Here is a 21,370-nt window from a genome sequence, read left to right on the forward strand (position 1 = left end):
GAGCCGCCGAGGGGAGAGCGCGTGGACATCGAACTCGCCAGCCTGACCAAGCGCTACGGCGACACCGTCGCGGTCGATGCCATCGACCTGAAGATCCGGTCCGGCTCGTATTGCTGCCTGCTCGGGCCGTCGGGCTGCGGCAAGACCACGACGCTCCGGATGATCGCCGGGCACGAGACCGTCACCTCCGGCGACGTGGTGATCGGCCCGAAGGCCGTCGGCGACCTGCCGCCGGCCCAGCGCGGCACCGCGATGATGTTCCAGAGCTACGCGCTGTTTCCCCACCTCACCTGCCGCCACAACGTCGCCTTCGGGCTCAAGATGCGGGGCGTCCCGAAGGCGGAGCGGGCGAAGCGCGCCGAGGCGATGCTGGCGCTGGTCCAGATGGACCACCTCGCCGGGCGGCTGCCGGCGCAGCTCTCGGGCGGTCAGCAACAGCGGGTGGCGCTGGCCCGCGCCCTCGTCACCGGCCCGAAGGTGCTGCTCCTCGACGAGCCGCTCTCGGCCCTCGACCCGTTCCTCAGGGTGCGGATGCGCACGGAGCTCAAGCGGCTCCAGGGCGAGCTCGGCATCACCTTCGTGCACGTCACCCACAGCCAGGAGGAGGCGATGGCGCTCTCCGACCTCGTGGTGGTGATGAACGGGGGCCGCATTGAGCAGGCCGCCGATCCCCGCACGGTGTTCGAGCGGCCGGCCACCGCCTTCGTCGCCCGCTTCATCGGCGGCCACAACGTCATCGCGCTTCCCGACCGGCGCATCGCGGTGCGGGCCGACCGGATGCGCCTCGGCGACGAGGCCGGCCCGGAGGCGCGCAGCGCCCGCGTCGTCGCGGTCGAGTACCAGGGCAGCACCGTCCACGTGAGCCTGGAGGCGCCGGACCTCTCGGCCGAGCCGGGGGCCGCCCTCACGGCGATCCTGAGCGACCACGCCTATGCCGGCCACCCCCTCGCCCTCGGAGACACGGTGCGGGTGGGTTGGCCGGCGAACGAGGCCCACCGCCTCGACGCCTGAGCACGACTTCTACAAAGGGAGACTTTCGCCATGGCAGATATGAAGACGCCCCGCCTGTCGCGCCGCACGCTGCTGCAGGGGGCCGGCGCCGCGGCCGGCCTCGCCGCCGGCTCGGGCGCCATCACGGGCTTCCCGGCGATCATCGCCGCCGAGCCGGTGACCCTGCGCTACCTCGGCACCGCCGTGAACCAGAGCGGCGACATCGCCCGCAAGGTGAAGGAGGATCTCGGCATCACGATCGAGTACATCCCGGTCGTGACCGACGAGGTCTCGAAGCGCGTCGTCACCCAGCCGAACTCGTTCGACATCGTCGATTCCGAGTATTTCAGCCTCAAGAAGCTGATGCCGTCGGGCAACCTCGTCGGCATGGATGCCAAGCGCATCAAGAACGCCGACAAGATCACCCCGGTCTTCACCAAGGGCGAAGTGGCGGGCAAGAAGATCGGCGACCAGGGCACGGCACCGAAGAAGGTGTTCTACCTGGAAGGCCAGAACTCGACCAAGTTCGCCGCGTCGCCGACCGAGTGGATCACCCTGATCCCCACCACCTACAACGCCGACACGCTCGGCATCCGGCCCGACCTGATCAAGCGCCCGATCACCTCGTGGAAGGAACTCCTGAATCCCGAGTTCAAGGGCAAGGCCTCGATCCTCAACATCCCGTCGATCGGCATCATGGACGCCGCGATGGTGGTGGAGGCCACCGGCGACTACACCTATCCCGACAAGGGCAACATGACGAAGGCCGAGATCGACCGCACCATGAAGGTGCTGATCGAGGCCAAGCGCGCCGGCCAGTTCCGCGCCTTCTGGCAGGATTTCAACGAATCCGTGAACCTGATGGCGTCCGGCGAGACGGTGATCCAGTCGATGTGGTCGCCCGCCGTCACCAAGGTGCGCTCGCAGGGTGTCGCCTGCACCTACCAGCCGCTGAAGGAAGGCTACCGCGCCTGGGCCACCGGCTTCGGCCTGCCCAAGACCCTGACCGGCAAGAAGCTCGACGCTGCCTACGATTTCATCAATTGGTTCCTGTCCGGCTGGGCCGGTGCCTATTTGAATCGCCAGGGCTACTATTCGGCGGTGCTCGAGACGGCAAAAGCCCACATGGAGCCCTACGAATGGGCATTCTGGATGGAGGGCAAGCCGGCCGAGAAGGACATCAAGGCCCCGGACGGCACCGTGATGGAGAAGGCCGGCGCGGTGCGCGACGGCGGCTCGTTCGAGCAACGCATGGGCGCCGTCGCCTGCTGGAACTCGGTGATGGACGAGAACACCTACATGGTGCGCAAGTGGAACGAGTTCATCGCCGCATGAGCACGGTCGCGGCTCCAGCCCTTCCGGAGGCGGCGCCGGCCGCCTCCACCTCGCCGGGCCTTGCCGCGGCGACGAAGCGCCAGCGCCGCCTCGCCTACGGGCAGGCGATGCCGCTGGGGCTCGTGTTCCTCGTGTTCTTCCTGGTGCCGCTGGCGCTGACCCTCATCGTCAGCTTCTGGGAATACAACGAGTACGAGATCATCCCGGCCTTCACGCTCCAGAACTACGCCGACGTGTTCGACGGCTGCCTGTCGGGGGGCGACCTCTGCACCACCTTCCGCACCTACCTGTCGACGCTGAAGTTCTGCCTGCTCGGCTGGGCCGCGACGCTGGGGATCGGCTTCACGGTCGCCTACTTCGTCGCCTTCCACGTCCGCTCGACGGCGATGCAGACGGTGCTGTTTCTCATCTGCACCATCCCGTTCTGGACCTCGAACGTGATCCGGATGATCGCCTGGATCCCGCTGCTCGGCCGCAACGGCCTCGTCAACGACACGCTGATGTCCTTGGGCCTGATCCGCACCCCGATCGAGGGACTGCTCTATTCCGACTTCTCGGTGGTATTGGCCTTCATCCACCTCGACACGGTGTTCATGATCGTGCCGATCTTCAACTCGATGATGCGGATCGACCGCTCGCTGATCGAGGCGGCGACCGATGCCGGCGCCACGCCGTGGCAGACCCTGTGGAACGTCATCGTGCCGCTGTGCAAGCCCGGCATCGCCATCGGGTCGATCTTCGTCCTGACGCTCATCATGGGCGACTTCGTCACGGTGGGCGTGATGGGCGGCCAGCAGATCGCCTCGGTCGGCAAGGTGATCCAGGTGCAGATGGCCTACCTGCAATTCCCCGCGGCCGCCGCCAACGCGGTCGTGCTGCTCGGCGCCGTGATGGTGCTGATCGCCGCGCTCACCCGCCTGATCGACCTGCGCCGGGAGCTTTGACACCATGCGCCGCGACGGGCCCCGCCCCTTCTCGTTCTACGTGCTCGCGGCCTTCTTCGGGCTGTTCGTGCTGTTCCTCTACGGGCCGACCCTGACGATCCTGGCGCTCAGCTTCCAGGGCCCGCAGGGCGGCCTCACCTTCCCGATGAACGGGGTCTCGACCTTCTGGTTCTCGCGCCTCTGGGCCGGGCTTGGCGTCGTCGACATCTGGGCGGCGTTCCGGCGCTCGCTGGCGCTGGGCGTCGTCGTCATGGGCCTCACGGTCACCATCGCGTTCTTCGCCGGCCTCGCCTTCCGCAAGGGTTTTCGCGGGCAGACGCCCCTGTTCTACACCGCGGTGGCGAGCCTGATCGTGCCCTCGATCGTGGTGTCGCTGGGCATCGGCCTCGAGTTCCGGCTGATCGACGAAGGCATCAAGGCGCTCGCCGCCCGCACCGGCTGGGGCTTCCTCCAGGACCACGGCACCGTGATGGGGATGTTCACCTCGGGGTTGGGCGCCCACCTGACCTGGACCCTGCCCTTCGGCCTCCTCATCATGTTCGCGGTGTTCAACCGCTTCAACCCGGCCTACGAGGAGGCCGCCCGCGACCTCGGCGCCACCGGCCCGCAATCCCTGCGCCACGTCGTGGTGCCGATCATCCTGCCCTCCCTCGTCGGCGTGGCGCTCTTCGGCTTCACCCTGTCCTGGGACGAGCTCGCCCGCACCAGCCAGGCGATCGGCGGGCGCAACACCCTGCCGCTGGAGCTCCAGGGCCTCACCACCACCGTGACGACGCCGGAGATCTACGCGCTCGGCACCGTGACGACGGGCGTGTCGCTCCTCGTCATCGGGCTCGCCTTCGGCAGCTACCTCGCGATCCAGCACCGGCGCGCCCGGCGGGTGACGCTGCCGGGCACCTGACCCGGCAGCACGTGGGGCGGTGCCAAGGGACCTCACCAACTTCTGGGGCGCCGGCCGCCTCAACCTCGACGCCCGCACCGAGACCGCCTACGGCACGCTTCGCGCCTTCGTGCGCTTCCACCTGATCAGCCGCACCGGCAACTACGTGACGTCGGGCTCGCAGCAGCGCCTCGGCCGCGCCTTCCCGCCGCTCGGCGTCGACACGTTCGGCCGGGGCCAGACCTACGTGAACGTCGACGAGGCGTTCATCCAGTTCGCCGGCCTCACCGCGGGCCGGGCCGCCTCGTTCTACGATTTCCACGCCCACGACTTCGAGATCGCGGGAGCCTCGCTCGGCTCCGACCTCTTCTCCACCAACCTGATCGCCTACACGGCGAAGGGGGGGACGGCCTTCAGGCGACGCTGTCGATCGAGGATCCGATCCACCGCAAGAACCCGGTCTTCGGCAACGGCGTCGCCGGCAAGACCGCGAGCCAGTTCCAGGTCTTCTTCCCCGGCAGCGGCAACTTCGCCCCCCCTCGTCGTCACCGACGCCGCCGGGGTGCCGTTGGGCGGGGCGTTCTACGACGTGGCGCAGCGCTCGCGCCTGCCCGACATCGTCGGCGTCCTGCGCTACGACGCGTCCTGGGGCTCGATGCAGGCCTCCGCCGCCCTGCACGAGATCACCATCGGCAACGCCTCGTCGCTGACGCGCTTTTCCGGAGCGCCGGCCGACGCCGTCGCGACCCTGCGCCCGGCCGCGGCCTACGGCTTCGCGGTTTAGGTCGGCGCGAAGCTCAACCTGCCGATGATCGCGGCCGGGGACGCGCTCTACCGCCAGGGCGCCTACGGCGAGGGCGCGACGCTCCATACCGGCTACGCCAACTACACCGCCAGCGACACCGCGACCGCCTCGCTCGGCCAGGGCACCGCAGTGCCGCAGGATTTCGTCGACGCGGTGCTCGATCCGGTCACCGGCCGCCTCGACCGCTCGGCGAGCTGGACGATCCTCGCCTTCTACCTCCACAACTGGAATCCGAACTGGCGCTCGGCGTTCTTCGGCCGCTACGGCGAGATCGCGTTCGGCAAGGCGGCGCGGACCGGGCTCGGCCTCCTCGACTTCGCCGGCATCCCGAATCCGGCCCTGCGGCCCGCGGCCTTCGCGCTCAGCGGCACCCTGCGCGACACCAGCCAGCGCGTCACCGGCATGAACCTGATCTGGTCGCCGGTGCGCGACCTCGATATCGGGCTCGAGGGCCTCCACAGCCGCGTCGGGCTCCAGTCCGGCCGTACGATCGACCTCGGCCGCTACCCCGGCGCCGTCGTCGCCGACGGCGTGCCGGTCACCGCGGCCGGCGCCCCTTGCGGATGGTGAGCAGCACCGGCGTGTTCCAGTTCCGCATGCGGGTCCAGCGCGAGTTCTGACCGCGCGGAGGCCGCGTCTCGCCGCTCACCGCCTGGCATAATGCCGCATGACGAGTGCCGCGGGACGCCGCTTTGCAGGCTCGATCTGCCTGGCGGAACCGCTCCCGGCCCCGATTTGCCGCCGCGCACCCACCCGCCTACGACTGATGTCACATTGTGACACGCGAACCGCGCAACTCTAACGAAGATGCTTCGACATCATCGTCGGCGTGACGGTGACGAAACCGTCCAGTCTTCGCCCCCGGCGTAGCTAGGCACATTTTCCAGAACACCTCGCCCGCCCGATCATCGCCGCATTCCGACCTTTGCTGCACCGCAACAACGGCATCGGACCGAAGTCCTACGCGGGTTCCAACCGGCGAAAAAGGCCGTCGCGAAACCGTTCCGTGAAGCCGGAGTAAAAATTTGTTCAGTTCAGAATCAACTACAAACGACCGGTTAAAAAATTTGATCGAATTTCGCAGTGCGGTATTTCAAGAACAACCGCATCAACGAGAGCCATGGGCTGCGCCGTCAGCGCGCTCCTGATCGTCGGTGCTCGTCCGCAACGCTTCGATCGGAGGTCCCGGTGACCCAATCGTCTTCCAGCCCCCAGGCGCCGCACCGGCACCGTGGCCTCGTCCGGCTGTCGAGCGTCGGCCTGGCCTCGGTCCTCGCCCTGTTGATCGGAACCTCCGTCCTGCCGCCGCTGGTGGCCGACCAGTCGGACCGGGCGGTGGTCAACGCGCCGGTGGCGCTCCTGACCGCGCCGATCTCGGGCGATGTCGCGGCGATTCCCGTGAAGCCCGGCGACAGCGTCGAGCCCGGCGCGCTGCTCGCGCGGATCGCCAACCCACGGGTCGACCGCACGACGGCGATCCAGCTCGACAGCAAGGTGACCGACCTGCGCGAGCGCTCGCTCTCGGCCGAGCGCAAGCGCCTGTCGAACCTCGCCTATCTCGAGAGCCTCGACACCGCGATCAAGCTCCAGTCGGACGGCATCGCCCAGATGTTCCGCTCCGAGATCGAGGCCCTGCGGGCCAAGATCGCCTCGGCCCAGGCCTCGGCCGAGGAGAAGAAGGTCCTGATGGACCGCCAGGTCAGCATGGTGTCGCGCAACGTCGCCAGCCCCGACATGGTCAAGTCGACCTCGCAGGCCTACACGGCGGCACAGCAGGAGCAGAAGGCGGCGGAAGCCCGGCTCGTCCAGAAGACGGGGCAGCTCGACGGCCTTCTGCGCAAGGTCTATGCCGGCGACGACCTCAGCGGGCTGGCCGAGATCACCCAGAAGCGCATGGCGATCTTCTACGACGCGCAGCGCCTGCAGATCGAGGAGACCGAGCTGAAGGCGGCGCTCGCCGAGCAGCAGCGCCTGCTTGCCCGCGAGAACACCCGCATCGACAGCCTCTCGGGCACCGAGATCCGCGCGCCGGGCGGCGGCTTCGTGCTCAACGTGGGGGCGAGCGTCGGCCGCCACGTCACCGCCGGCGACAGCCTCGCCGCCCTCGTCGATTGCGGGCAGAGCTTCGTCGTCGCGATCTTCTCCTACCGCCAGGGCCAGAACCTGCAGGTCGGCAGCCGCGTCACCATCGACGGCGAGCCGTCCGGCCCGCGGCCCGGCACCGTGACCGAGATCCTGCCGAAGACCAGCGACAAGGCCGACGCCGGCTACGCGGTGCCGTTCCCGCAGACCGAGCGGCGCGAGCTCTACGTCCTGGTCAAGCCCGATCCGGCCCCGGCCGCCCCCGCCACGGAAGCGGGCAGCGCGATTCCCGCCAATAGCTGCGGCGTCGGCCGCTGGGTCAGCGTGACCCGCGAGGCGGGCTGGGTGCCCTCGACCTCGATGCTGTGGCGCTCGGCCGGCGACCACGTCGCGAGCCTCGCGACCCGGGCCGGCACCCTCGTGACGGCGGCGCTGAAGCCCCTCACCGCCGAGACGGCGGTCGCCGCCACCGAGCCGGCACCCGTCGCCCCGGTCAGTGCGCCCGCACCGCAGCAGGCCTCGGCGAGGGCGGCGCCCCAGGTCCCGGCAGCTCAAGTCCCGGCAACCCAGGTCCCGGCAACCCAAGTCCCGGCGATCCCTGCGCCCGAGACCACGGCCTCGACGAGGCCGGCGCCGGCCCTGCGCACCGATGCGATGCCGCTGCCGCCCCAGCGCCCGCAGGAATTCGGAACGACCCCGGCCGAGCCGAAGCAGGCCCGCCGCGAGCAGCGGGCCGAGCGCTGAAGGGCCCGAGCGCGTGAAGGCCCTCCTCGCCGCCCTCGCCCTGGCGACCGGCCTCGCGGCGCCGGTGCAGGCTGCGCCCGCCCCGTGCGGGGCGGTCGCCGCCGCCCTCGACGCAGCCGCGCCGAGCGGGCCCGCCTTCGCGGCGAGCTACGGCCCCGGCCCCGGCGAGGCCGCGGTGCCGCTGCCCCTGCGCAACACCGCCTTCGCCTACGACAACGCGCTCGCCGTCATCGCGCTCACCGCCTGCGGCGACCGGGAGCGCGCCCGCCGGATCGGCGACGCGTTCCTCGGTGCGCTCGAAGCCGACCGCACCTTCGCGGATGGACGGGTGCGCAACGCCTACCGGGCCGGCCCGGCGACCGCGCGGCCGGTGCTGCTGCCGGGCTGGTGGGACGGAAAGGCCAAGCGCTGGTCGGAGGACCGCTACCAGGTCGGCAGCGCCACCGGCAACGTCGCCTGGGTCGGCCTCGCGCTGATGACGCTGCACGCGGCCACCGGCGAGGCGCGCTACCGGGCGGGCGCCGCCCGGCTCCTGGGCTGGATCACCGCCAACGCCGCCGCACAGACGGGCCTCACTGCCGGTTTCACCGGCGGGCGCGACGGCTACGATCCCGAGCAGACCCCGCTGCCCTGGGCTTCGACCGAGCACAACCTCGACGTCGTGGCGCTCGGCACTTGGCTCGGCACCTGGCTCGGCCCCGAGGGGGAAGGGGCGGCGCGCTCCGCCCGCGCCTTCGTCGACGCGGCGTTCGACGAAGGCGCGGGCTGCTTCCGGATGGGAACCGGGCCCGACGGACGGATGCGCGACACGACCGAGATCGCCCTCGACACCCAGCTCTGGCCGCTGCTCGCGGTGGCCGATCCGCCTGCCCCCTGGCGCCGGGCGCTGGCCTGCGCCGAAGAACGCCTCGCCGTGCCCGGCGGGTTCGACTTCAACGACGACCGCGACGGGCTGTGGGTCGAGGGCACGGCGCAGGCCGCCCTCGCCTACCGGGCCGTGGGCGACCACGCCCGCAGCGCGGCACTGCTCAGGACTGCGCTGGGGGAGCGGGCACCCTCGGGCCTGCTCTACGCCACCCGCGAGGCCAAGCTCACCACCGGCCTGACGATCGGCCCGGGGAGCACCACGCCGGACTTCCTCTACTTCCGCCGCCCGCATCTCGGCGCCACGGCCTGGGCCGTGCTGGCGCAGGCGGGCTGGAACCCCTTCGACGGCAAGCTTCTGAGGTAGCGCGCATGTTCGGCACTCCCGGCGACGTCTCGACGGTGCTCGCCCTCAACCTCGCGGTCGCGCTGGCGCTCTACGCCCTGCCGGCCCTGCTCGTGCCGCAGCGCGCCTACGACCGCTGGGTCTTCGGCGGCCTCACGGCGGCGCTCGTCGTCACCTACGTCGCGTGGCGCTGGACCGACACCCTGCCGCCCCTCGAACTCTCGGCCGAGGCCCTGTGGCCCTACCTGTTCTTCATCTTCGAGGCGGTGGCGATCACCTACACGCTGATGTCGATCGCGATCCTGATGCGCCACAAGGACCGCTCGGCGGAGGCCGATCTGGCGCAGGCCCGCCACGAGGCCGCGAACGACTGGCCGGCGGTCGATGTCTTTATCTGCACCTACAACGAGCCGCTCGAGGTGCTCGAGAAGTCGATCCTGCCGGCGCTCGCCATCGACTATCCGCACAAGACCGTCTGGGTGCTCGACGACACCCGCCGCGACTGGCTGCGCGATTATTGCGAAAAGGTCGGCGCGCGCTACCTGCGCCGGCCCGACAACAAGGGCGCCAAGGCCGGCAACCTCAACAACGGCCTGCGGGCGACCGCGGCCGAGACCGGCGCTCCCCTGATCCTGGTCCTCGACGCCGATTTCGCGCCGCAACCCGACATCCTGACGCGGATGGTCGGCCTGTTCGACGATCCCCGCGCGGCGGTGGTGCAGTCGCCGCAATTCTTCTTCAACGCCGACCCGATCCAGCACAATCTCTCGGCCGCCGAGAGCTGGGTCGACGACCAGCGCATCTTCTTCGACGTGTTCCAGCCGGCCAAGGATGCCTGGGGCTGCTCGTTCTGCGTCGGCACCTCGTTCATCGTGCGGCGCGACCGGCTGGACGAGATCGGCGGCTTCCCGGACGCGGCGATCTGCGAGGACCTCAACCTCTCCTGCGGCATGATGCGGGCGGGCTATCGCACCCACTGGCTCAACGAGCGCCTCAGCATGGGCCTCTCGGCGGAAGGGCTGCCGGAATACATCACCCAGCGCACCCGCTGGTGCCTCGGGACGATGCAGGTGGCGCTGCTGCGCTCCGGCCCGCTCTTCGGCTCCGGCTACACGCTCATCCAGCGCCTGCACTTCGTCCACGGGGTCCTGAACTGGCTGTGCAAGCCGTTCATCGTGCTGATGCTGATCGCCCCCTCGATCTACTGGTTTGCCGGGCTGCCGGCCTTCCAGGCCGACTACCTGTCCTTCCTGCGCTTCGGCCTGCCGATGCTGCTCGCGGTCTGGGCCTACAACGGCTGGATCTCCGGCTCGCGCACCCTGCCGCTGTTCATGGAGGTCACCCACACCATGACGGCGCTGCCGATCACCGTGACGCTGGCGGTGGCCGCCGTGAAGCCGTTCGGCCGGCCGTTCAAGGTGACCGACAAGGGCGGCGACCGCTCGCGGATGATGGTGCGCTGGCGCCTCGCCGCCCTGTTCGGCGGCTTCTCGCTGCTCTCGGCCTTCAGCATCGTCTGGGCCTTCGTGGCGCCGGAGGCCGCGACGGAGGTGTCCTCGATGGACTACTTCAACCTGGTCTGGGCCGGCGTCGCGATGGTGCTGACCTTCGTGGCCTTCCTGGTCTGCTTCGAGTACCCGCGCGCCGACCTGCTGTTTCCCTGCGCGCTCGACGCGGTGCTGGAGGCGGACGGGTGCTCGGTGCCGGCCCGGGTCACCCACCTCTCGACCGACCGCGCCACCCTCGCGCCGGACGTCGCGATCCCGGCGGGCGCGGTGCTGCACCTGCCGGGCATCGGCCCGGTGCCCGTCGCCCCCCTCGGCGAGGGCCTGGTGCGGCTCGATCCGGACTTCGCCCGGCGCCGCGCCCTGGTGCTGATGCTCTACGGCACGCCGCGCGACCGGATCGCCCGCCAGGCCCGCCTGTCGGGGGCGATGGCCGGGCTGGTGCGGCGGGGGTTCGGGCTTTCCTGAGACGGGAGGGGGGTGTCGTTTTCCGGGCCTCAGCGTCTCGGACCCCTGACGGGCTGGAAGCGTGGGCTAAGATGCAAGGCGTGATCGGCCGCGAAAGGTCGTCACCGAACAGCCCTTCCGAATCGTCGTGCGGGCGAAGGAGCTCGGGCGCGGGCGATCAGACGAGGCGGGCGCCGCCATCGACGTGCAGGGTCTCGCCGTTCATGAAGCCGTTGCTCATCAGGAACACGACCGCCGCGCCGGCCTCCTCGGCCGTGCCGAGGCGCCTTTGCGGCAGCCTCTCGGTGAGCGCGGAGACGTAGGCGTCGCGGTGGGCGCCGAGCGTGCGGGCGAGGAGCGGAGTGTCCGTGGTACCCGGGGACAGGGCGTTGACCCGCACCGGCGCCAGTTCGAGCGCGAGACCGCGGGCGAGAGCCTCCATCGCGGCCGAGGCGGCGGCGAGCACCGCGGTGCCCTGGGCGCTGGGGCGATCCGCCAGGGCGCCGGAGATGAAGGTGACCGACCCATCCCGTGCCAGCCGGTCGCCCAGGGCGCGAAGGGCATGGATCGCGGCCCAGATCCGCTCGTCGAAGGCCCGCTTCAGGTAATCGACCTCGGCCTCCAGGATCCTGCCGGCCACGAAGGTGCCAGCGAGGAGGACGAGGTGGTCAACGCGGGGGATGCCGGCGAGCGCCGCCGCGATGGTCTCGGGCCGGGTCACGTCCGCGGCCCGCCAGCCGGCGAACCCGTTCTCGGCTGCGACGCGCGCGGCGCCCTCGGCGTTGAAGCCGATCACGACGACCGCGGCGCCGGCCGCCTTCGCCTGCCGGGCGGCCGCGAGGCCGATGCCGGACGTGCCGCCGAAGACGACCACGGTGCGGTCCTGGAGGGTGCTGCTCACGACGATAGTCCTTCCCGCAGGCGCTGGTGGCGCGCCGATGGGAGGAGAATGGCGCCTGGGCCACAGCTTGATAATCGGGCCTGAACTCGCTTCAGTCATGCTGTCATGGAACAGATCGGTCTCGACCGCCTCACCGGCCTCGTCGCGTTCGCGCGCTCCGCCTCGCTCGGCAGCTACACGGCTGCGGCCCGCTCCCTCGGCATCTCGCCCTCGGCGGTGAGCAAGAGCGTGCAGCGCCTGGAGGCGCGTCTGGGCGTGAGCCTGTTCACCCGCACCACGCGCTCGCTCACCCTGACGCCGGAGGGCCGCGACCTGCACGAGCGGGCGTTGCGGCTCCTGCGCGAGGCCGAGGCGATCGAGCAGGCCGCCGCGGCGGCCCGCGCCGAGCCGGCCGGCCTTCTGAAGGTGACGGCGCCGCTCCCGGTCGGCACGCACCTGCTCGCCCCGGCGCTGCCGCGGTTCCGCGCGCGCCACCCGAGGCTGACGATCGACCTGCGCCTAGGCGACCACATGGCGGACCTGATCGAGGAGGGCATCGACGTTGCGATCCGGGTGGGCGAGCTCTCGGATTCGCGCCTGATCTCCCGCCGCCTCGCGCCGCACTTCGTCTGCGCCTTCGCCGCGCCGACCTATCTGGCGCGGCGCGGCATGCCGCGTCACCCGGACGATCTCGTCCACCACGACTGCGTGAACTTCCGCTTCCAGAGCACCGGCCAAGTCCTGCGCTGGCCGTTCCGCGTCGGCGGCCGCACGGTCGAACTCACGCCGGATGCCGGCATCGTCACCGACTTCAGCGATGCCGTCGCGGCGATGCTGGTCGCCGGCGGCGGCATCGGCGTCTCGCCGACCTACATCGCCGCGCCGCATGTCGAGCGGGGTGCGCTGGTGCCGGTCCTGCGGGACTTCTCGGTCGAGCGCTCCGCCTTCACGGCGCTCTGGCCGGAGAGTCGGCGCGGCAGCCCGAACGTGAAGGCGTTCCTCGCCTTCCTCGAAGAGGTGTTTCCCTCGCCGGCCCCCTGGGACCGAGCGCTCGAGGAGGAAGGGCGCGCGTCATCCGTCGAGAGACCGCTGAGTTCCGTCCCAACGGGCGCTCGAACTCGATGAACCCGACCGACTCGCAAATGCCGGCGGGACTCGCCGTCAGTCCGTCGTCCGCACCGTCCAGGTCGCCCGGCGGATCCCCTCCGCCGCGCCGAGCCGCGCGATCACCGCGTCGATCTCCTCCGGCTCGATCGACGTGCTGACCAGGGTGGCGACCACCTCGACGTCGTCCTCGCCGCGCTCCTCGACGTCGACCTCGCTCACCGGGTAGTGGGCCGCCTCCAGGCGCTCGACCAGGAGGTCGCGCACCTCCGAGAGGCGGTCGGTGTCGGTGGTGGCGCGGACCTCGTAGGTCGCCTCCGAATCGCGCTCGTCGATCGGGATGCGGTTGATCGCGTTGACGAGGGGCCGCAGCAGCGTGTTGCCAGCAAGCACCGCGACGGTGACGAGCGTCGCCTCCGCCGCGAGATCGACGCCCGACAGGGCGCCGACGGCGGCCGAGCACCACAGGGTCGCGGCGGTGTTGAGGCCGCGGACGTTCATGCCCTCCTTCATGATCACGCCGGCGCCCAGGAAGCCGACGCCCGAGACCACGTAGGCGACGATGCGGATCGCCCCGTCGGCATGGCCGATGCGCATGCCGAGATCGGTGAAGGCGGCCGCCCCCACCGCCACCAGCACGTTGGTGCGCAGGCCCGCGGTGCGCTGCCGGTACTGGCGCTCCGCCCCGATCAGGGTGCCGAGCACGAAGGCGCAGAACAGGCTCAGGGTGGAGTTGAGGAATTCGCCGGCCTGGAAGGCCTGGATGATCGCCATCGCGTCGCGCCGCCCGTGGAGGATCGCGCCGGCCGCGACGGCCGGCGCCGAAACCCCGGCCTATAGCGGGGCCGTGTGACGGCCGGATAGCGGCGGGGTCAGGGCGCGGCCTTGGGCGGAGAACTTTTGGAGGAGGGATTTTTGGGCGCGGGATCTTTGGGAGTCTGGCCCCGGAGGGCCGATCCCTTGAGGCTTTGTGCCTTGACCGCCTTCGCCTTGTCCTTGCGCGCCTTGGCGCCCTCGGCCCCGGCGGCGCGGATCAGGGCGGCGAGCCCGGCCTCGGTCACCGCCTCGGCCGCCTCCGGCACGCTGAACCAGCGGCACTCGCGCTCGTTCTGCTCGGGCCAGGTCTTGAGCTGCTTGCGCACATCCAGGCGGAAGACCTGGACCTGGCACAGGACCGCGTCGCGGCTCTTCAGGCGCTTGTTGTAGAAGTAGCTGCCGAGCGCCCGCCGGCCGACCCGGCCGATCAGGCCCGCCTCCTCGTAGGCCTCGCGGGCGGCGGCCTCGTAGTTCTTCAGGCCCTTCATCGGCCAGCCCTTCGGCACCACCCAGCGCCGGGTCTCGCGGGAGGTGATGAGCATGACCTGGAGGCTGCCGTCCGGCCCGGGCCGGACCGGCAGCACGGCGACCTGCCGGCGCGGCTCGCCGCCGCGCTCCGACCAGCCGGTCAGGAAACCCGCCAGGGCCTTCAGGCTCTTCATGATCCGGCGCGGTCCACGGCGGAACGGCGGCCCGGGCAGCAGGAGCGAAGGCTCAGAGGAGGGCTCGAACCGGGCCCGGGGCAGGTCACGGATGTCACGTCGCGGCGCACTCGCTGGTCCCGTTCCCGGGCGGCGAGCCCGGGAGTACCCCGTTGGAAGGGATCCCGGCGCGGGTTCCCCTCGCGAGAAACCGCATCGGCCGGGAAAGATCCTTCGAGAAAGATCCCTCGAAAAAGATCCTTGGGGGCACGCTCCGCGGTCCGGACTCCCTCGCGGCGGACGGCGCACCTCGTCCGTCCCTTTAGCCGGTGCGGGTCGCGGCGCTCAAGCAGGATTTGTTAACCGGCAAAACAATTGCTGCGCGGGAGTTCAGCCCTCGCTGCCGAGAGTCGCGATGAGGGTGTCGAGGCGGGCGCGCAGATCGGCGATCTCGCCCTCCGACATCTGCAGGGTCCGAACCACCGCGCGGCGCACCTCGACCGCCTCGGCCTGGAGGGCGTGGCCCTCCTCGGTCAGGCTGATCTCGACCTCGCGCTCGTCGGCCTGCCGCCGGGTGCGGCGCACGAAGCCGGCGGCCTCGAGGCGCTTGAGCACCGGGGTCAGCGTGCCGGAATCGAGGCGCAGGCGCCGGCCGATGTCGGAGACGGTCAGCCCGTCGCTCTCCCACAGCACGATCAGCACGAGGTACTGCGGGTAGGTGAGGCCCAGCCGCTCGAGCAGCGGCCGGTAGCACTTCGTCATGCGGTGGGAGGCCGCGTAGAGAGCGTAGCAGAGCTGGTTGTCGAGCCGCAGCGCTTCCACACCTGACAGGACAGGCTCGAGAGAGTTCATGTTCACACCATACCAACGGCACCTGGGCGCCGCCCTCGCCGCAGGATCCTCATGCCGCCAGCCTAACACGCCGGACGGACCACCGAAATCCATGCGGATGCGTTCGATGGTGAACGATCATCTCTCGAATGGGGATCCATCCGCAACAGCATAAGATGGGCGACTGGATCGCGGCCGCCCGAAATCTCCAGCGCCGGATTCTCAGCGCCGGCCGTCGAGCGGCGGGCGGAGGCGGCGCTCGACCAGCGGGCGGCCGGCCCGGCGCTCGACGATCACCGTCCGCGGGCCGCGCAGGCCGCTGCCGGTGCTGATGATCCGCTCCGGCGCACGCTCGGTCTTGGGCTTGGCGGCCAGGGCCTGCGCCGCCTGGAGCACGTGCGGGCGCACCTCCTCGGGGGGCAGGCCGATCAGGCCCGCGGCGATCTCGACCTGCTGCTCGACGTCGTCGGCGAGGTCCTGCGCAGCCGCCACCGCCTCGGAGACGGTGGGGGGCTCCTTGCGCACCCGGATCGGCGGCAGGTTGCGGGGCTTGTCGGTCGGCTTCTTCACGGTGCGGCTCATCATCATGCGGCTGAGCATAGCGCGGAGAGTGCGATTGTTGCAGTGCAACACGCGCATGTCCAACCCGGCGCCGTTGGAATGGTTGCCCCTGACTCACGGTTAGCCCACGCTGCGGCCAGGAGAATTCGACCCGATCTCACGCGCCGGCAGGATATCGGGCATAAGGTCGCACCGCGGCGCGAGCGACGACTTGTCCGGATCCGGCGGACCTGGGACAAGGGAGCGGTCATGACCGACCTCCCCCGCCTCGACCCGCGCCTGACCCCCGCCCGGCCCGACCTCGCCGACGAGCGCCTGCGCGGCCGCGTCGAGGCGGCGCGCTACGTGCCCGGCCGGCCGCACCGGATCGTCGTGCCCGTCGCGCCACTGCGGCGCGCGCCCGATCCCACCGCCGCCCTCGACAGCGAGGCCCTCTTCGGCGAAGCCGCCACGGTCTACGAGCTGCGCGACGGCTGGGCCTTCGCGCAGCTCGCCGCCGACGGCTATGTCGGCTACCTGCCGGAAGAGGCGCTCGGCCCCGCGGGTCCCGCCCCGACCCACCGGGTCTCGGGCCTGCGCACCTTCCTCTACCCCGCCGCCGACCTGAAGCGCCCGGTCCTCGGCGCGCTCAGCTTCGGCGCCCTCGTGACGGTGGCGGCCCGGGAGGGCGCCTACGCGCGCCTCTCCGACGGGGGCTTCGTCTGGGCCGGGCACCTCGCGCCCGTCGCGGCTTTCGAGCCGGACGTCGCCGCGACGGCCCTGCGCTTCCTCGGCACGCCGTATCTCTGGGGCGGGCGCAGCAGCCTCGGGCTCGACTGCTCCGGGCTGGTGCAGACGGCGCTCGCCGCCGCCGGCCTCCCGGCGCCGCGCGACAGCGACCAGCAGGAGGCAGCTCTGGGCGAGGCGGTGGCGCTCGACCCCGGTCTCGCCGGCCTGCGGCGGGGCGACCTGGTGTTCTGGCGCGGCCATGTCGGGATGATGCTGGACGAGACCCGGCTGATCCACGCCAACGGGCACCACATGGCGGTGGCGGTCGAGCCCCTGGCGGAGGCGGAAAACCGCATCCGCGCCGGCCGGACCGGGCCGGGCACGGGGGACGGGGCGATCCGGGCGGTCCGGCGCCTGAAGCCGGCCGCCTGACGATGCCGCCCGCCGGTCCGGCCCGCGGACGATCCCCGTAACCCTGCGGCACTCGCGCCCCGCGGGACGGGAATTTCGCGTCAAATCCGTGGACATCCGGCGGGATCTTGGCCGCGCGCGACCGTTCGTGCCTCGCGCCGGCCATAACCCGCGGTAGAATAGCCCTGAGGACCGCCGCCGGCGGCCCCGTCTCCGAGCCCTGAGGACACCTGCCCGCGATGCTGACCGGTTCGGCCATCACCCGCGCCCTCGTCATCGTCGTGCTGGCGGCCGGCCTCGCCGGGCTGTGGCAGTTCCTGATGCCGCGCGCCGCCGGCCCCAACCTGTCGGAGCCGCAGAAGCGCGCCGAGGCCGGCCGCGGCGCGGCGCCGGCCCCGACGAGCGGGGACGCGGTGCGCTCGGTCTATCCGGGCGGCCCGCGCCCGGCCGACCCGCCGGCGCCGCGCCCCGCCCCGACGGCGGAGGCGCCCCCGACCGCGAGCCCCGCCCCCGCGAGCCCCGCCGCCATGCCGGCGCCCCTTCCGGCGCCCCCGCCGCCTCCCGCGCCGGCGCCCTCCCCTCCCCCGGTCTTCACCCCGGCCGCGCCCTCCGCGCCGGTGCCGCAGGCCGACACCACCGCCGACGCACCGTCGAGCGGCACGGTCGATCTCAACACCGCCAGCGTGGCGGAACTGAACGGCCTGGGCGGCGGCATGATCGGCAAGGCGATCATCGCCAAGCGGCCCTATGCCTCCCCGGGCGAGCTCCTGTCGAAGCGGGTGCTGAGCCGGGCGACCTACGACAAGATCAAGGGTCAGGTGACGTTGCGGTAGGCCTCGTCGGTGGACGAAGCTCCCCGGCAGGGTCCGACGCCCGGTCCGTCGGGCCGGAGCGACACCCACCAGGATCGCCGGCGATGAGCCCGATACCGGGTCAGTCCGCGCCGTCGTCGGGGATGTTGAGCGTGGTGCCGCAGGCCTTGCAGTGGACGGCGTCCGGCTCGTGGCGCTGCAGCCCGCAGGTCGGGCAGGGGAAGCGCACCTTGTAGGGCCGGAACACCACCTGGGCGAGGCGGAAGAACAGCGTCACGCCGCAGATCATCACGAACACCGAGATCAATCGTCCGGACGTACCCGGCAGCGTGATGTCGCCGTAGCCCGTCGTCGTCAGCGACGTGACGGTGAAATACAGCGCGTCGACCGGACTGCCGATCGCCGGGTTGGTGCCGTGCTGCGAGATGTAGACCACGCCGGTCATCACGAACACGAACACCACCAGGTTGGTGGCGGCGAGGATCGCCTCCTCGTTGCGCTGGAAGAACGAACTGTCGTGGCGCAACCGGTCGAGCAGTTGGTAGGTGCGCAGCAGGCGGAGCGTGCGCAGGATGCGCAGGAATCCGACGCCCTGCATGACCATCGGCGCCAGGAACGAGGCGATGGCGACCACGTCCGTCCAAGTGCTCAGGCGCAGGAACTCGCGGGCGGGTGCGCGGCTGATCGCCAGGCGGCCGAGGAAGTCGGCCAGGACGCCGAGGCCGAGGGCCACGTCGAGAGCGACGATCCAGGGCGAGAGCGGCAGGAACGAGGTCACGATGACGAAGGCGATCGTCGCGACGTCGAAGGCGAGCAGGGCGTAGCGGAAGCGGTGCGCCTGGTCGGTGTCGCCCTCGTAGAGGGCGTGCAGTCTGACTTTGAGCGGGGTCATGCTGAAGGGGGAACGGGTCCGGTCGGGCGGAGCGGGCCTGCCCCATAGCGCATCCGGATCGCCGGCGCCCGTTGCGCGCCGAGCCCATCGATGGGATACGGGCGCCAAGGTGTGCGGTCCCAGGATGGGGCTTGCAGGATGTCTTCCGCGGGTCGGGCCGCCCGCGGGGAAGACCCGTGCCCATGCCTCATCCCCATGCCTCGTCCAATCCGGCCCCTCCGCCTCGTACCGCTCGGCAGGCTCGTCGGCACCACCGGCGGCATGGCCGTGGCACCGATCTCGGCGCGGCCGTCGCGACGCGCTCCCTCCACGCGAGTCCCGCCGCGACCCTGGCGCGCCCGGAGACGGGGCGGATCGCCCGGCCGATTTCCCCGCATCCCCGCAAGGAGCCGACATGACCATCCAGGCATCCTTGCCGGTCCGCCGGCCGCTCTCGGCGCTCCGCAACATGCTGCGCAACGAGGCCAGCGGCGGCCTCGTGCTGATGGCCAGCGCCGCGCTGGCGCTGGTGGTCGCGAACTCGCCCTGGGCGGAGACCTACTTCTCGGCCCTCAAGGCCTATATTGGCCCGCTCTCGGTGCTGCACTGGATCAACGACGCCCTGATGGCTTTGTTCTTCCTGCTGGTCGGCCTGGAGATCAAGCGCGAGATGCTGGACGGGCGCCTGCGCACCTGGCCCGACCGCATCCTGCCGGGCGTGGCCGCCCTCGGCGGCATGACGATGCCGGCGCTGGTCTACGTCGCGGTCAACCGGCACTCGCCGGAGACGCTGCGCGGCTGGGCGATCCCGGCTGCGACCGACATCGCCTTCGCGCTCGGCGTGCTGGCGCTGCTCGGCTCGCGCGTGCCGGTGTCGCTCAAGGTGTTCCTGACCGCGCTGGCGATCATCGACGATCTCGGCGCCGTCGTCATCATCGCGGCGTTCTACACCGCCGACCTCTCGCTGCCGATGCTCGGCGGCGCCGGCCTGACGCTCGCCGTGCTCTACGGGCTGAACAAGGCCGGGGTGGCGCGCCTGTGGCCCTACCTGCTGCTCGGCGCGGTGCTGTGGGTTTTCGTCCTGAAGTCCGGCGTGCACGCGACGATCGCGGGCGTGCTGCTGGCGCTGACGGTCCCCTTGCGCCTCAGCGCCGGCAAGCCGGACGACCCGGCCTCGCCGCTGCACATCCTCGAACACGCGATCCACCCGTGGTCGTCGTTCCTGATCCTGCCGATCTTCGGGTTCGCCAATGCGGGCGTGTCGCTGGCCGGGTTCGAGCCGGCCATGCTGCTCGATCCGGTGACGCTCGGCGTGGCGCTCGGCCTGTTCGTGGGCAAGCAGCTCGGCGTGTTCGGGTTCGTGCTCGCCGTGGTCAGGCTCGGCTGGGCCCAGCGGCCGGCGCACGCGACTTGGCCGCAGGTCTACGGCGTGGCGCTGCTGTGCGGGGTCGGGTTCACCATGAGCCTGTTCATCGGCCTCCTGGCCTTCGCCGCGAGCCCCGAGCTGGAGGCGGAGACCAAGATCGGCGTGCTGGCCGGTTCGCTGGCCTGCATGGCGGCGGGAGCGCTGGTGCTGCGGCTGGCGCCGCGGGCGCCCAGGCCCGCGGCAAGATCGTGATCACCGGCGGCCGGGCGATCGACGTGCCGGCCCCCGAGATCCGGACCTTCGAGCCCATCGGGCCCCGGCCCCCGCCGCCATGGTCCGGCCGAGCGTGCCGCGAAAGCGCAGAGTTCGGTCGCTCCCGGACAGGTCGGGATCGCTCGCTCCGCTCAGGCGCGGCAGGCCTCGAAGCCCTTGCGGATCGCCTCCGGATCGAGGTGGCGGCCGATGAAGACGACGCGGGATTCGCGCGGATCGCCCGGCTTCCACTCGTCCTGCAGGTCGCCGTCGAGGATCATGTGCACGCCCTGGAAGACGAAGCGGCGCGGCTCGTCGGGGAAGCTGACGATGCCCTTGCAGCGCAGGATGTCGGGCCCCTGCACCTGGGTCAGGTCGGAGATCCAGGGCATGAACTTGTTGGGATCGACTGCGCCGGGAAGCCGCGCCGAGATCGACTGGATCTCGTCGGAATGGTGATGGTGATGCCCCTCCTCCAGGAAGTCCGGCTCGACCTCGATGATGCGGGACAGATCGAAGGCCTTGCGGTCGAGCACGGTCTCGAGCGGCACGGCGCAGTGCTGGGTGCGGTGGATCTCGGCCGACGGGTTGATCGCCCGGATCTGGCGCTCGACGGCGTCGAGGCCGGCCGCGTCGACGAGGTCGGACTTGTTGAGCAGGATCACGTCCGCGAAGGCGACCTGGTTCTTGGCCTCGGGGGCGTCCTTCAGGCGCTCTGAGAGCCACTTGGCGTCGGCCACCGTCACAACCGCGTCGAGGGTGGCGGCCTCGCCGACATCCTGGTCGACGAAGAAGGTCTGGGCGACGGGGGCCGGGTCGGCGAGGCCGGTGGTCTCGACGATGATGGCGTCGAACTTGCCCTTGCGCTTCATCAGCCCGTCCATGATGCGGATCAGGTCGCCGCGCACGGTGCAGCAGATGCAGCCGTTGTTCATCTCGAACACTTCCTCGTCGGCGCCGACCACGAGGTCGTTGTCGATGCCGATCTCGCCGAACTCGTTGACGATCACGGCGTAGCGCTTGCCGTGCGGCTCGGTGAGGATGCGGTTGAGGAGCGTGGTCTTGCCGGCGCCGAGATAGCCGGTGAGCACCGTGACGGGGATCTTGTCGGACATGCGGGGCCGTCTGTTCGCTGGTGAGCCGGGCGCCGGGGGGCGCCGCGACGGGTGATATAG

At 71.1% G+C, this 21,370-nt stretch carries 19 protein-coding genes and 1 pseudogene; 13 read left to right on the forward strand and 7 right to left on the reverse strand.

Features of this window, described 5'->3' with window-relative positions:
* Positions 1-21 precede the first annotated feature (21 nt).
* From DK412_RS14945 to DK412_RS14985, 9 genes are all read left to right on the forward strand, one after another.
* On the forward strand, positions 22-1,011 hold the full coding sequence (locus DK412_RS14945; protein ID WP_109972563.1) for an ABC transporter ATP-binding protein: 990 nt from the start codon (positions 22-24) through the stop codon (positions 1,009-1,011).
* Between the two features lie 39 nt (positions 1,012-1,050).
* Positions 1,051-2,325: an extracellular solute-binding protein gene (locus DK412_RS14950; protein ID WP_109972564.1), complete on the forward strand. Its 1,275-nt coding sequence runs from the start codon at positions 1,051-1,053 to the stop codon at positions 2,323-2,325.
* Positions 2,322-3,269, forward strand: coding sequence for an ABC transporter permease (locus DK412_RS14955; protein ID WP_109972565.1), 948 nt, complete (start codon positions 2,322-2,324; stop codon positions 3,267-3,269). The genes DK412_RS14950 and DK412_RS14955 overlap by 4 nt, the downstream gene beginning before the upstream one ends.
* A gap of 4 nt (positions 3,270-3,273) precedes the next feature.
* The gene (locus tag DK412_RS14960; protein ID WP_109972566.1) at positions 3,274-4,170 is read left to right on the forward strand and encodes an ABC transporter permease; all 897 of its coding nucleotides are present in this window, start codon (positions 3,274-3,276) and stop codon (positions 4,168-4,170) included.
* A gap of 19 nt (positions 4,171-4,189) precedes the next feature.
* On the forward strand, positions 4,190-4,933 hold the full coding sequence (locus tag DK412_RS14965; RefSeq protein WP_109972567.1) for a porin: 744 nt from the start codon (positions 4,190-4,192) through the stop codon (positions 4,931-4,933).
* A 24-nt stretch (positions 4,934-4,957) separates the two neighbouring features.
* Positions 4,958-5,524 (forward strand): hypothetical protein, encoded by a 567-nt coding sequence (locus tag DK412_RS14970; RefSeq protein ID WP_109972568.1) that lies wholly within the window; start codon positions 4,958-4,960, stop codon positions 5,522-5,524.
* 618 nt (positions 5,525-6,142) lie between these two features.
* Positions 6,143-7,780: an HlyD family efflux transporter periplasmic adaptor subunit gene (locus tag DK412_RS14975; RefSeq protein WP_245446952.1), complete on the forward strand. Its 1,638-nt coding sequence runs from the start codon at positions 6,143-6,145 to the stop codon at positions 7,778-7,780.
* Positions 7,781-7,793: 13 nt separating this feature from the next.
* Positions 7,794-9,011 (forward strand): hypothetical protein, encoded by a 1,218-nt coding sequence (locus DK412_RS14980; RefSeq protein WP_245446954.1) that lies wholly within the window; start codon positions 7,794-7,796, stop codon positions 9,009-9,011.
* A 5-nt stretch (positions 9,012-9,016) separates the two neighbouring features.
* Positions 9,017-10,963 (forward strand): cellulose synthase catalytic subunit, encoded by a 1,947-nt coding sequence (locus DK412_RS14985; RefSeq protein ID WP_109972569.1) that lies wholly within the window; start codon positions 9,017-9,019, stop codon positions 10,961-10,963.
* A 157-nt stretch (positions 10,964-11,120) separates the two neighbouring features.
* Here the strand turns inward: DK412_RS14985 and DK412_RS14990 are convergent, their stop codons facing one another.
* Positions 11,121-11,843: an SDR family oxidoreductase gene (locus DK412_RS14990; protein ID WP_109972570.1), complete on the reverse strand. Its 723-nt coding sequence runs from the start codon at positions 11,841-11,843 to the stop codon at positions 11,121-11,123.
* A 105-nt stretch (positions 11,844-11,948) separates the two neighbouring features.
* Here DK412_RS14990 and DK412_RS14995 point away from each other — a divergent pair, with 105 nt between their 5' ends.
* Positions 11,949-12,947 (forward strand): LysR family transcriptional regulator, encoded by a 999-nt coding sequence (locus DK412_RS14995; protein WP_109972571.1) that lies wholly within the window; start codon positions 11,949-11,951, stop codon positions 12,945-12,947.
* 36 nt (positions 12,948-12,983) lie between these two features.
* Here the strand turns inward: DK412_RS14995 and DK412_RS15000 are convergent, their stop codons facing one another.
* From DK412_RS15000 to DK412_RS15015, 4 genes and pseudogenes are all read right to left on the reverse strand, one after another.
* Positions 12,984-13,700 carry an MgtC/SapB family protein gene (locus tag DK412_RS15000; protein ID WP_109972572.1) on the reverse strand — a complete coding sequence of 239 codons (717 nt, stop codon included), beginning with the start codon at positions 13,698-13,700 and terminating at the stop codon, positions 12,984-12,986.
* A 248-nt stretch (positions 13,701-13,948) separates the two neighbouring features.
* Positions 13,949-14,404 (reverse strand): annotated as a pseudogene (locus DK412_RS15005) (NUDIX hydrolase); the annotation flags it as partial.
* Between the two features lie 369 nt (positions 14,405-14,773).
* Complete coding sequence (locus DK412_RS15010; RefSeq protein ID WP_109972574.1) at positions 14,774-15,235, reverse strand: MarR family transcriptional regulator; 462 nt, start codon at positions 15,233-15,235, stop codon at positions 14,774-14,776.
* A gap of 201 nt (positions 15,236-15,436) precedes the next feature.
* The gene (locus tag DK412_RS15015) at positions 15,437-15,802 is read right to left on the reverse strand and encodes a hypothetical protein (RefSeq protein ID WP_109975286.1); all 366 of its coding nucleotides are present in this window, start codon (positions 15,800-15,802) and stop codon (positions 15,437-15,439) included.
* 222 nt (positions 15,803-16,024) lie between these two features.
* Between DK412_RS15015 and DK412_RS15020 the strand changes: the two genes are divergently transcribed.
* Positions 16,025-16,915, forward strand: a complete 891-nt coding sequence (locus DK412_RS15020; RefSeq protein ID WP_109972575.1) for an NlpC/P60 family protein — start codon at positions 16,025-16,027, stop codon at positions 16,913-16,915.
* A gap of 218 nt (positions 16,916-17,133) precedes the next feature.
* A complete protein-coding gene (locus tag DK412_RS15025) occupies positions 17,134-17,727 on the forward strand; it encodes a helix-hairpin-helix domain-containing protein (protein WP_109972576.1) in 594 nt (197 codons plus the stop codon).
* 100 nt (positions 17,728-17,827) lie between these two features.
* Here the strand turns inward: DK412_RS15025 and DK412_RS15030 are convergent, their stop codons facing one another.
* Entirely contained in the window at positions 17,828-18,598 is a 771-nt protein-coding gene (locus DK412_RS15030) for a potassium channel family protein (RefSeq protein ID WP_109972577.1), read from the reverse strand.
* Positions 18,599-18,992: 394 nt separating this feature from the next.
* On the opposite strand from DK412_RS15030, the gene nhaA reads away from it, so the two are divergent.
* Positions 18,993-20,195 carry a Na+/H+ antiporter NhaA gene (gene nhaA, locus DK412_RS15035; protein ID WP_109972578.1) on the forward strand — a complete coding sequence of 401 codons (1,203 nt, stop codon included), beginning with the start codon at positions 18,993-18,995 and terminating at the stop codon, positions 20,193-20,195.
* Between the two features lie 152 nt (positions 20,196-20,347).
* Here nhaA and DK412_RS15040 read toward each other — a convergent pair whose 3' ends face one another.
* The gene (locus tag DK412_RS15040; RefSeq protein ID WP_109972579.1) at positions 20,348-21,310 is read right to left on the reverse strand and encodes a GTP-binding protein; all 963 of its coding nucleotides are present in this window, start codon (positions 21,308-21,310) and stop codon (positions 20,348-20,350) included.
* Positions 21,311-21,370 lie beyond the last annotated feature (60 nt).

The organism is Methylobacterium sp. 17Sr1-1 (assembly GCF_003173775.1).
In the GTDB taxonomy this organism is placed as follows: domain Bacteria; phylum Pseudomonadota; class Alphaproteobacteria; order Rhizobiales; family Beijerinckiaceae; genus Methylobacterium.

What these genes read in the sequence shown, in the direction of transcription:
- DK412_RS14950 (WP_109972564.1), top strand. Translation starts at nt 1,051, where the DNA reads ATGAAGACGCCCCGCCTGTCGCGCCGCACGCTGCTGCAGGGGGCCGGC.
- DK412_RS14955 (WP_109972565.1), top strand. Translation starts at nt 2,322, where the DNA reads ATGAGCACGGTCGCGGCTCCAGCCCTTCCGGAGGCGGCGCCGGCCGCC.
- DK412_RS14960 (WP_109972566.1), top strand. Translation starts at nt 3,274, where the DNA reads ATGCGCCGCGACGGGCCCCGCCCCTTCTCGTTCTACGTGCTCGCGGCC.
- DK412_RS14970 (WP_109972568.1), top strand. Translation starts at nt 4,958, where the DNA reads ATGATCGCGGCCGGGGACGCGCTCTACCGCCAGGGCGCCTACGGCGAG.
- DK412_RS14985 (WP_109972569.1), top strand. Translation starts at nt 9,017, where the DNA reads ATGTTCGGCACTCCCGGCGACGTCTCGACGGTGCTCGCCCTCAACCTC.
- DK412_RS14995 (WP_109972571.1), top strand. Translation starts at nt 11,949, where the DNA reads ATGGAACAGATCGGTCTCGACCGCCTCACCGGCCTCGTCGCGTTCGCG.
- DK412_RS15000 (WP_109972572.1), bottom strand. Translation starts at nt 13,700, where the DNA reads ATGGCGATCATCCAGGCCTTCCAGGCCGGCGAATTCCTCAACTCCACC.
- DK412_RS15010 (WP_109972574.1), bottom strand. Translation starts at nt 15,235, where the DNA reads ATGAACTCTCTCGAGCCTGTCCTGTCAGGTGTGGAAGCGCTGCGGCTC.
- DK412_RS15015 (WP_109975286.1), bottom strand. Translation starts at nt 15,802, where the DNA reads ATGATGATGAGCCGCACCGTGAAGAAGCCGACCGACAAGCCCCGCAAC.
- DK412_RS15020 (WP_109972575.1), top strand. Translation starts at nt 16,025, where the DNA reads ATGACCGACCTCCCCCGCCTCGACCCGCGCCTGACCCCCGCCCGGCCC.
- DK412_RS15025 (WP_109972576.1), top strand. Translation starts at nt 17,134, where the DNA reads ATGCTGACCGGTTCGGCCATCACCCGCGCCCTCGTCATCGTCGTGCTG.
- DK412_RS15030 (WP_109972577.1), bottom strand. Translation starts at nt 18,598, where the DNA reads ATGACCCCGCTCAAAGTCAGACTGCACGCCCTCTACGAGGGCGACACC.
- nhaA (WP_109972578.1), top strand. Translation starts at nt 18,993, where the DNA reads ATGACCATCCAGGCATCCTTGCCGGTCCGCCGGCCGCTCTCGGCGCTC.
- DK412_RS15040 (WP_109972579.1), bottom strand. Translation starts at nt 21,310, where the DNA reads ATGTCCGACAAGATCCCCGTCACGGTGCTCACCGGCTATCTCGGCGCC.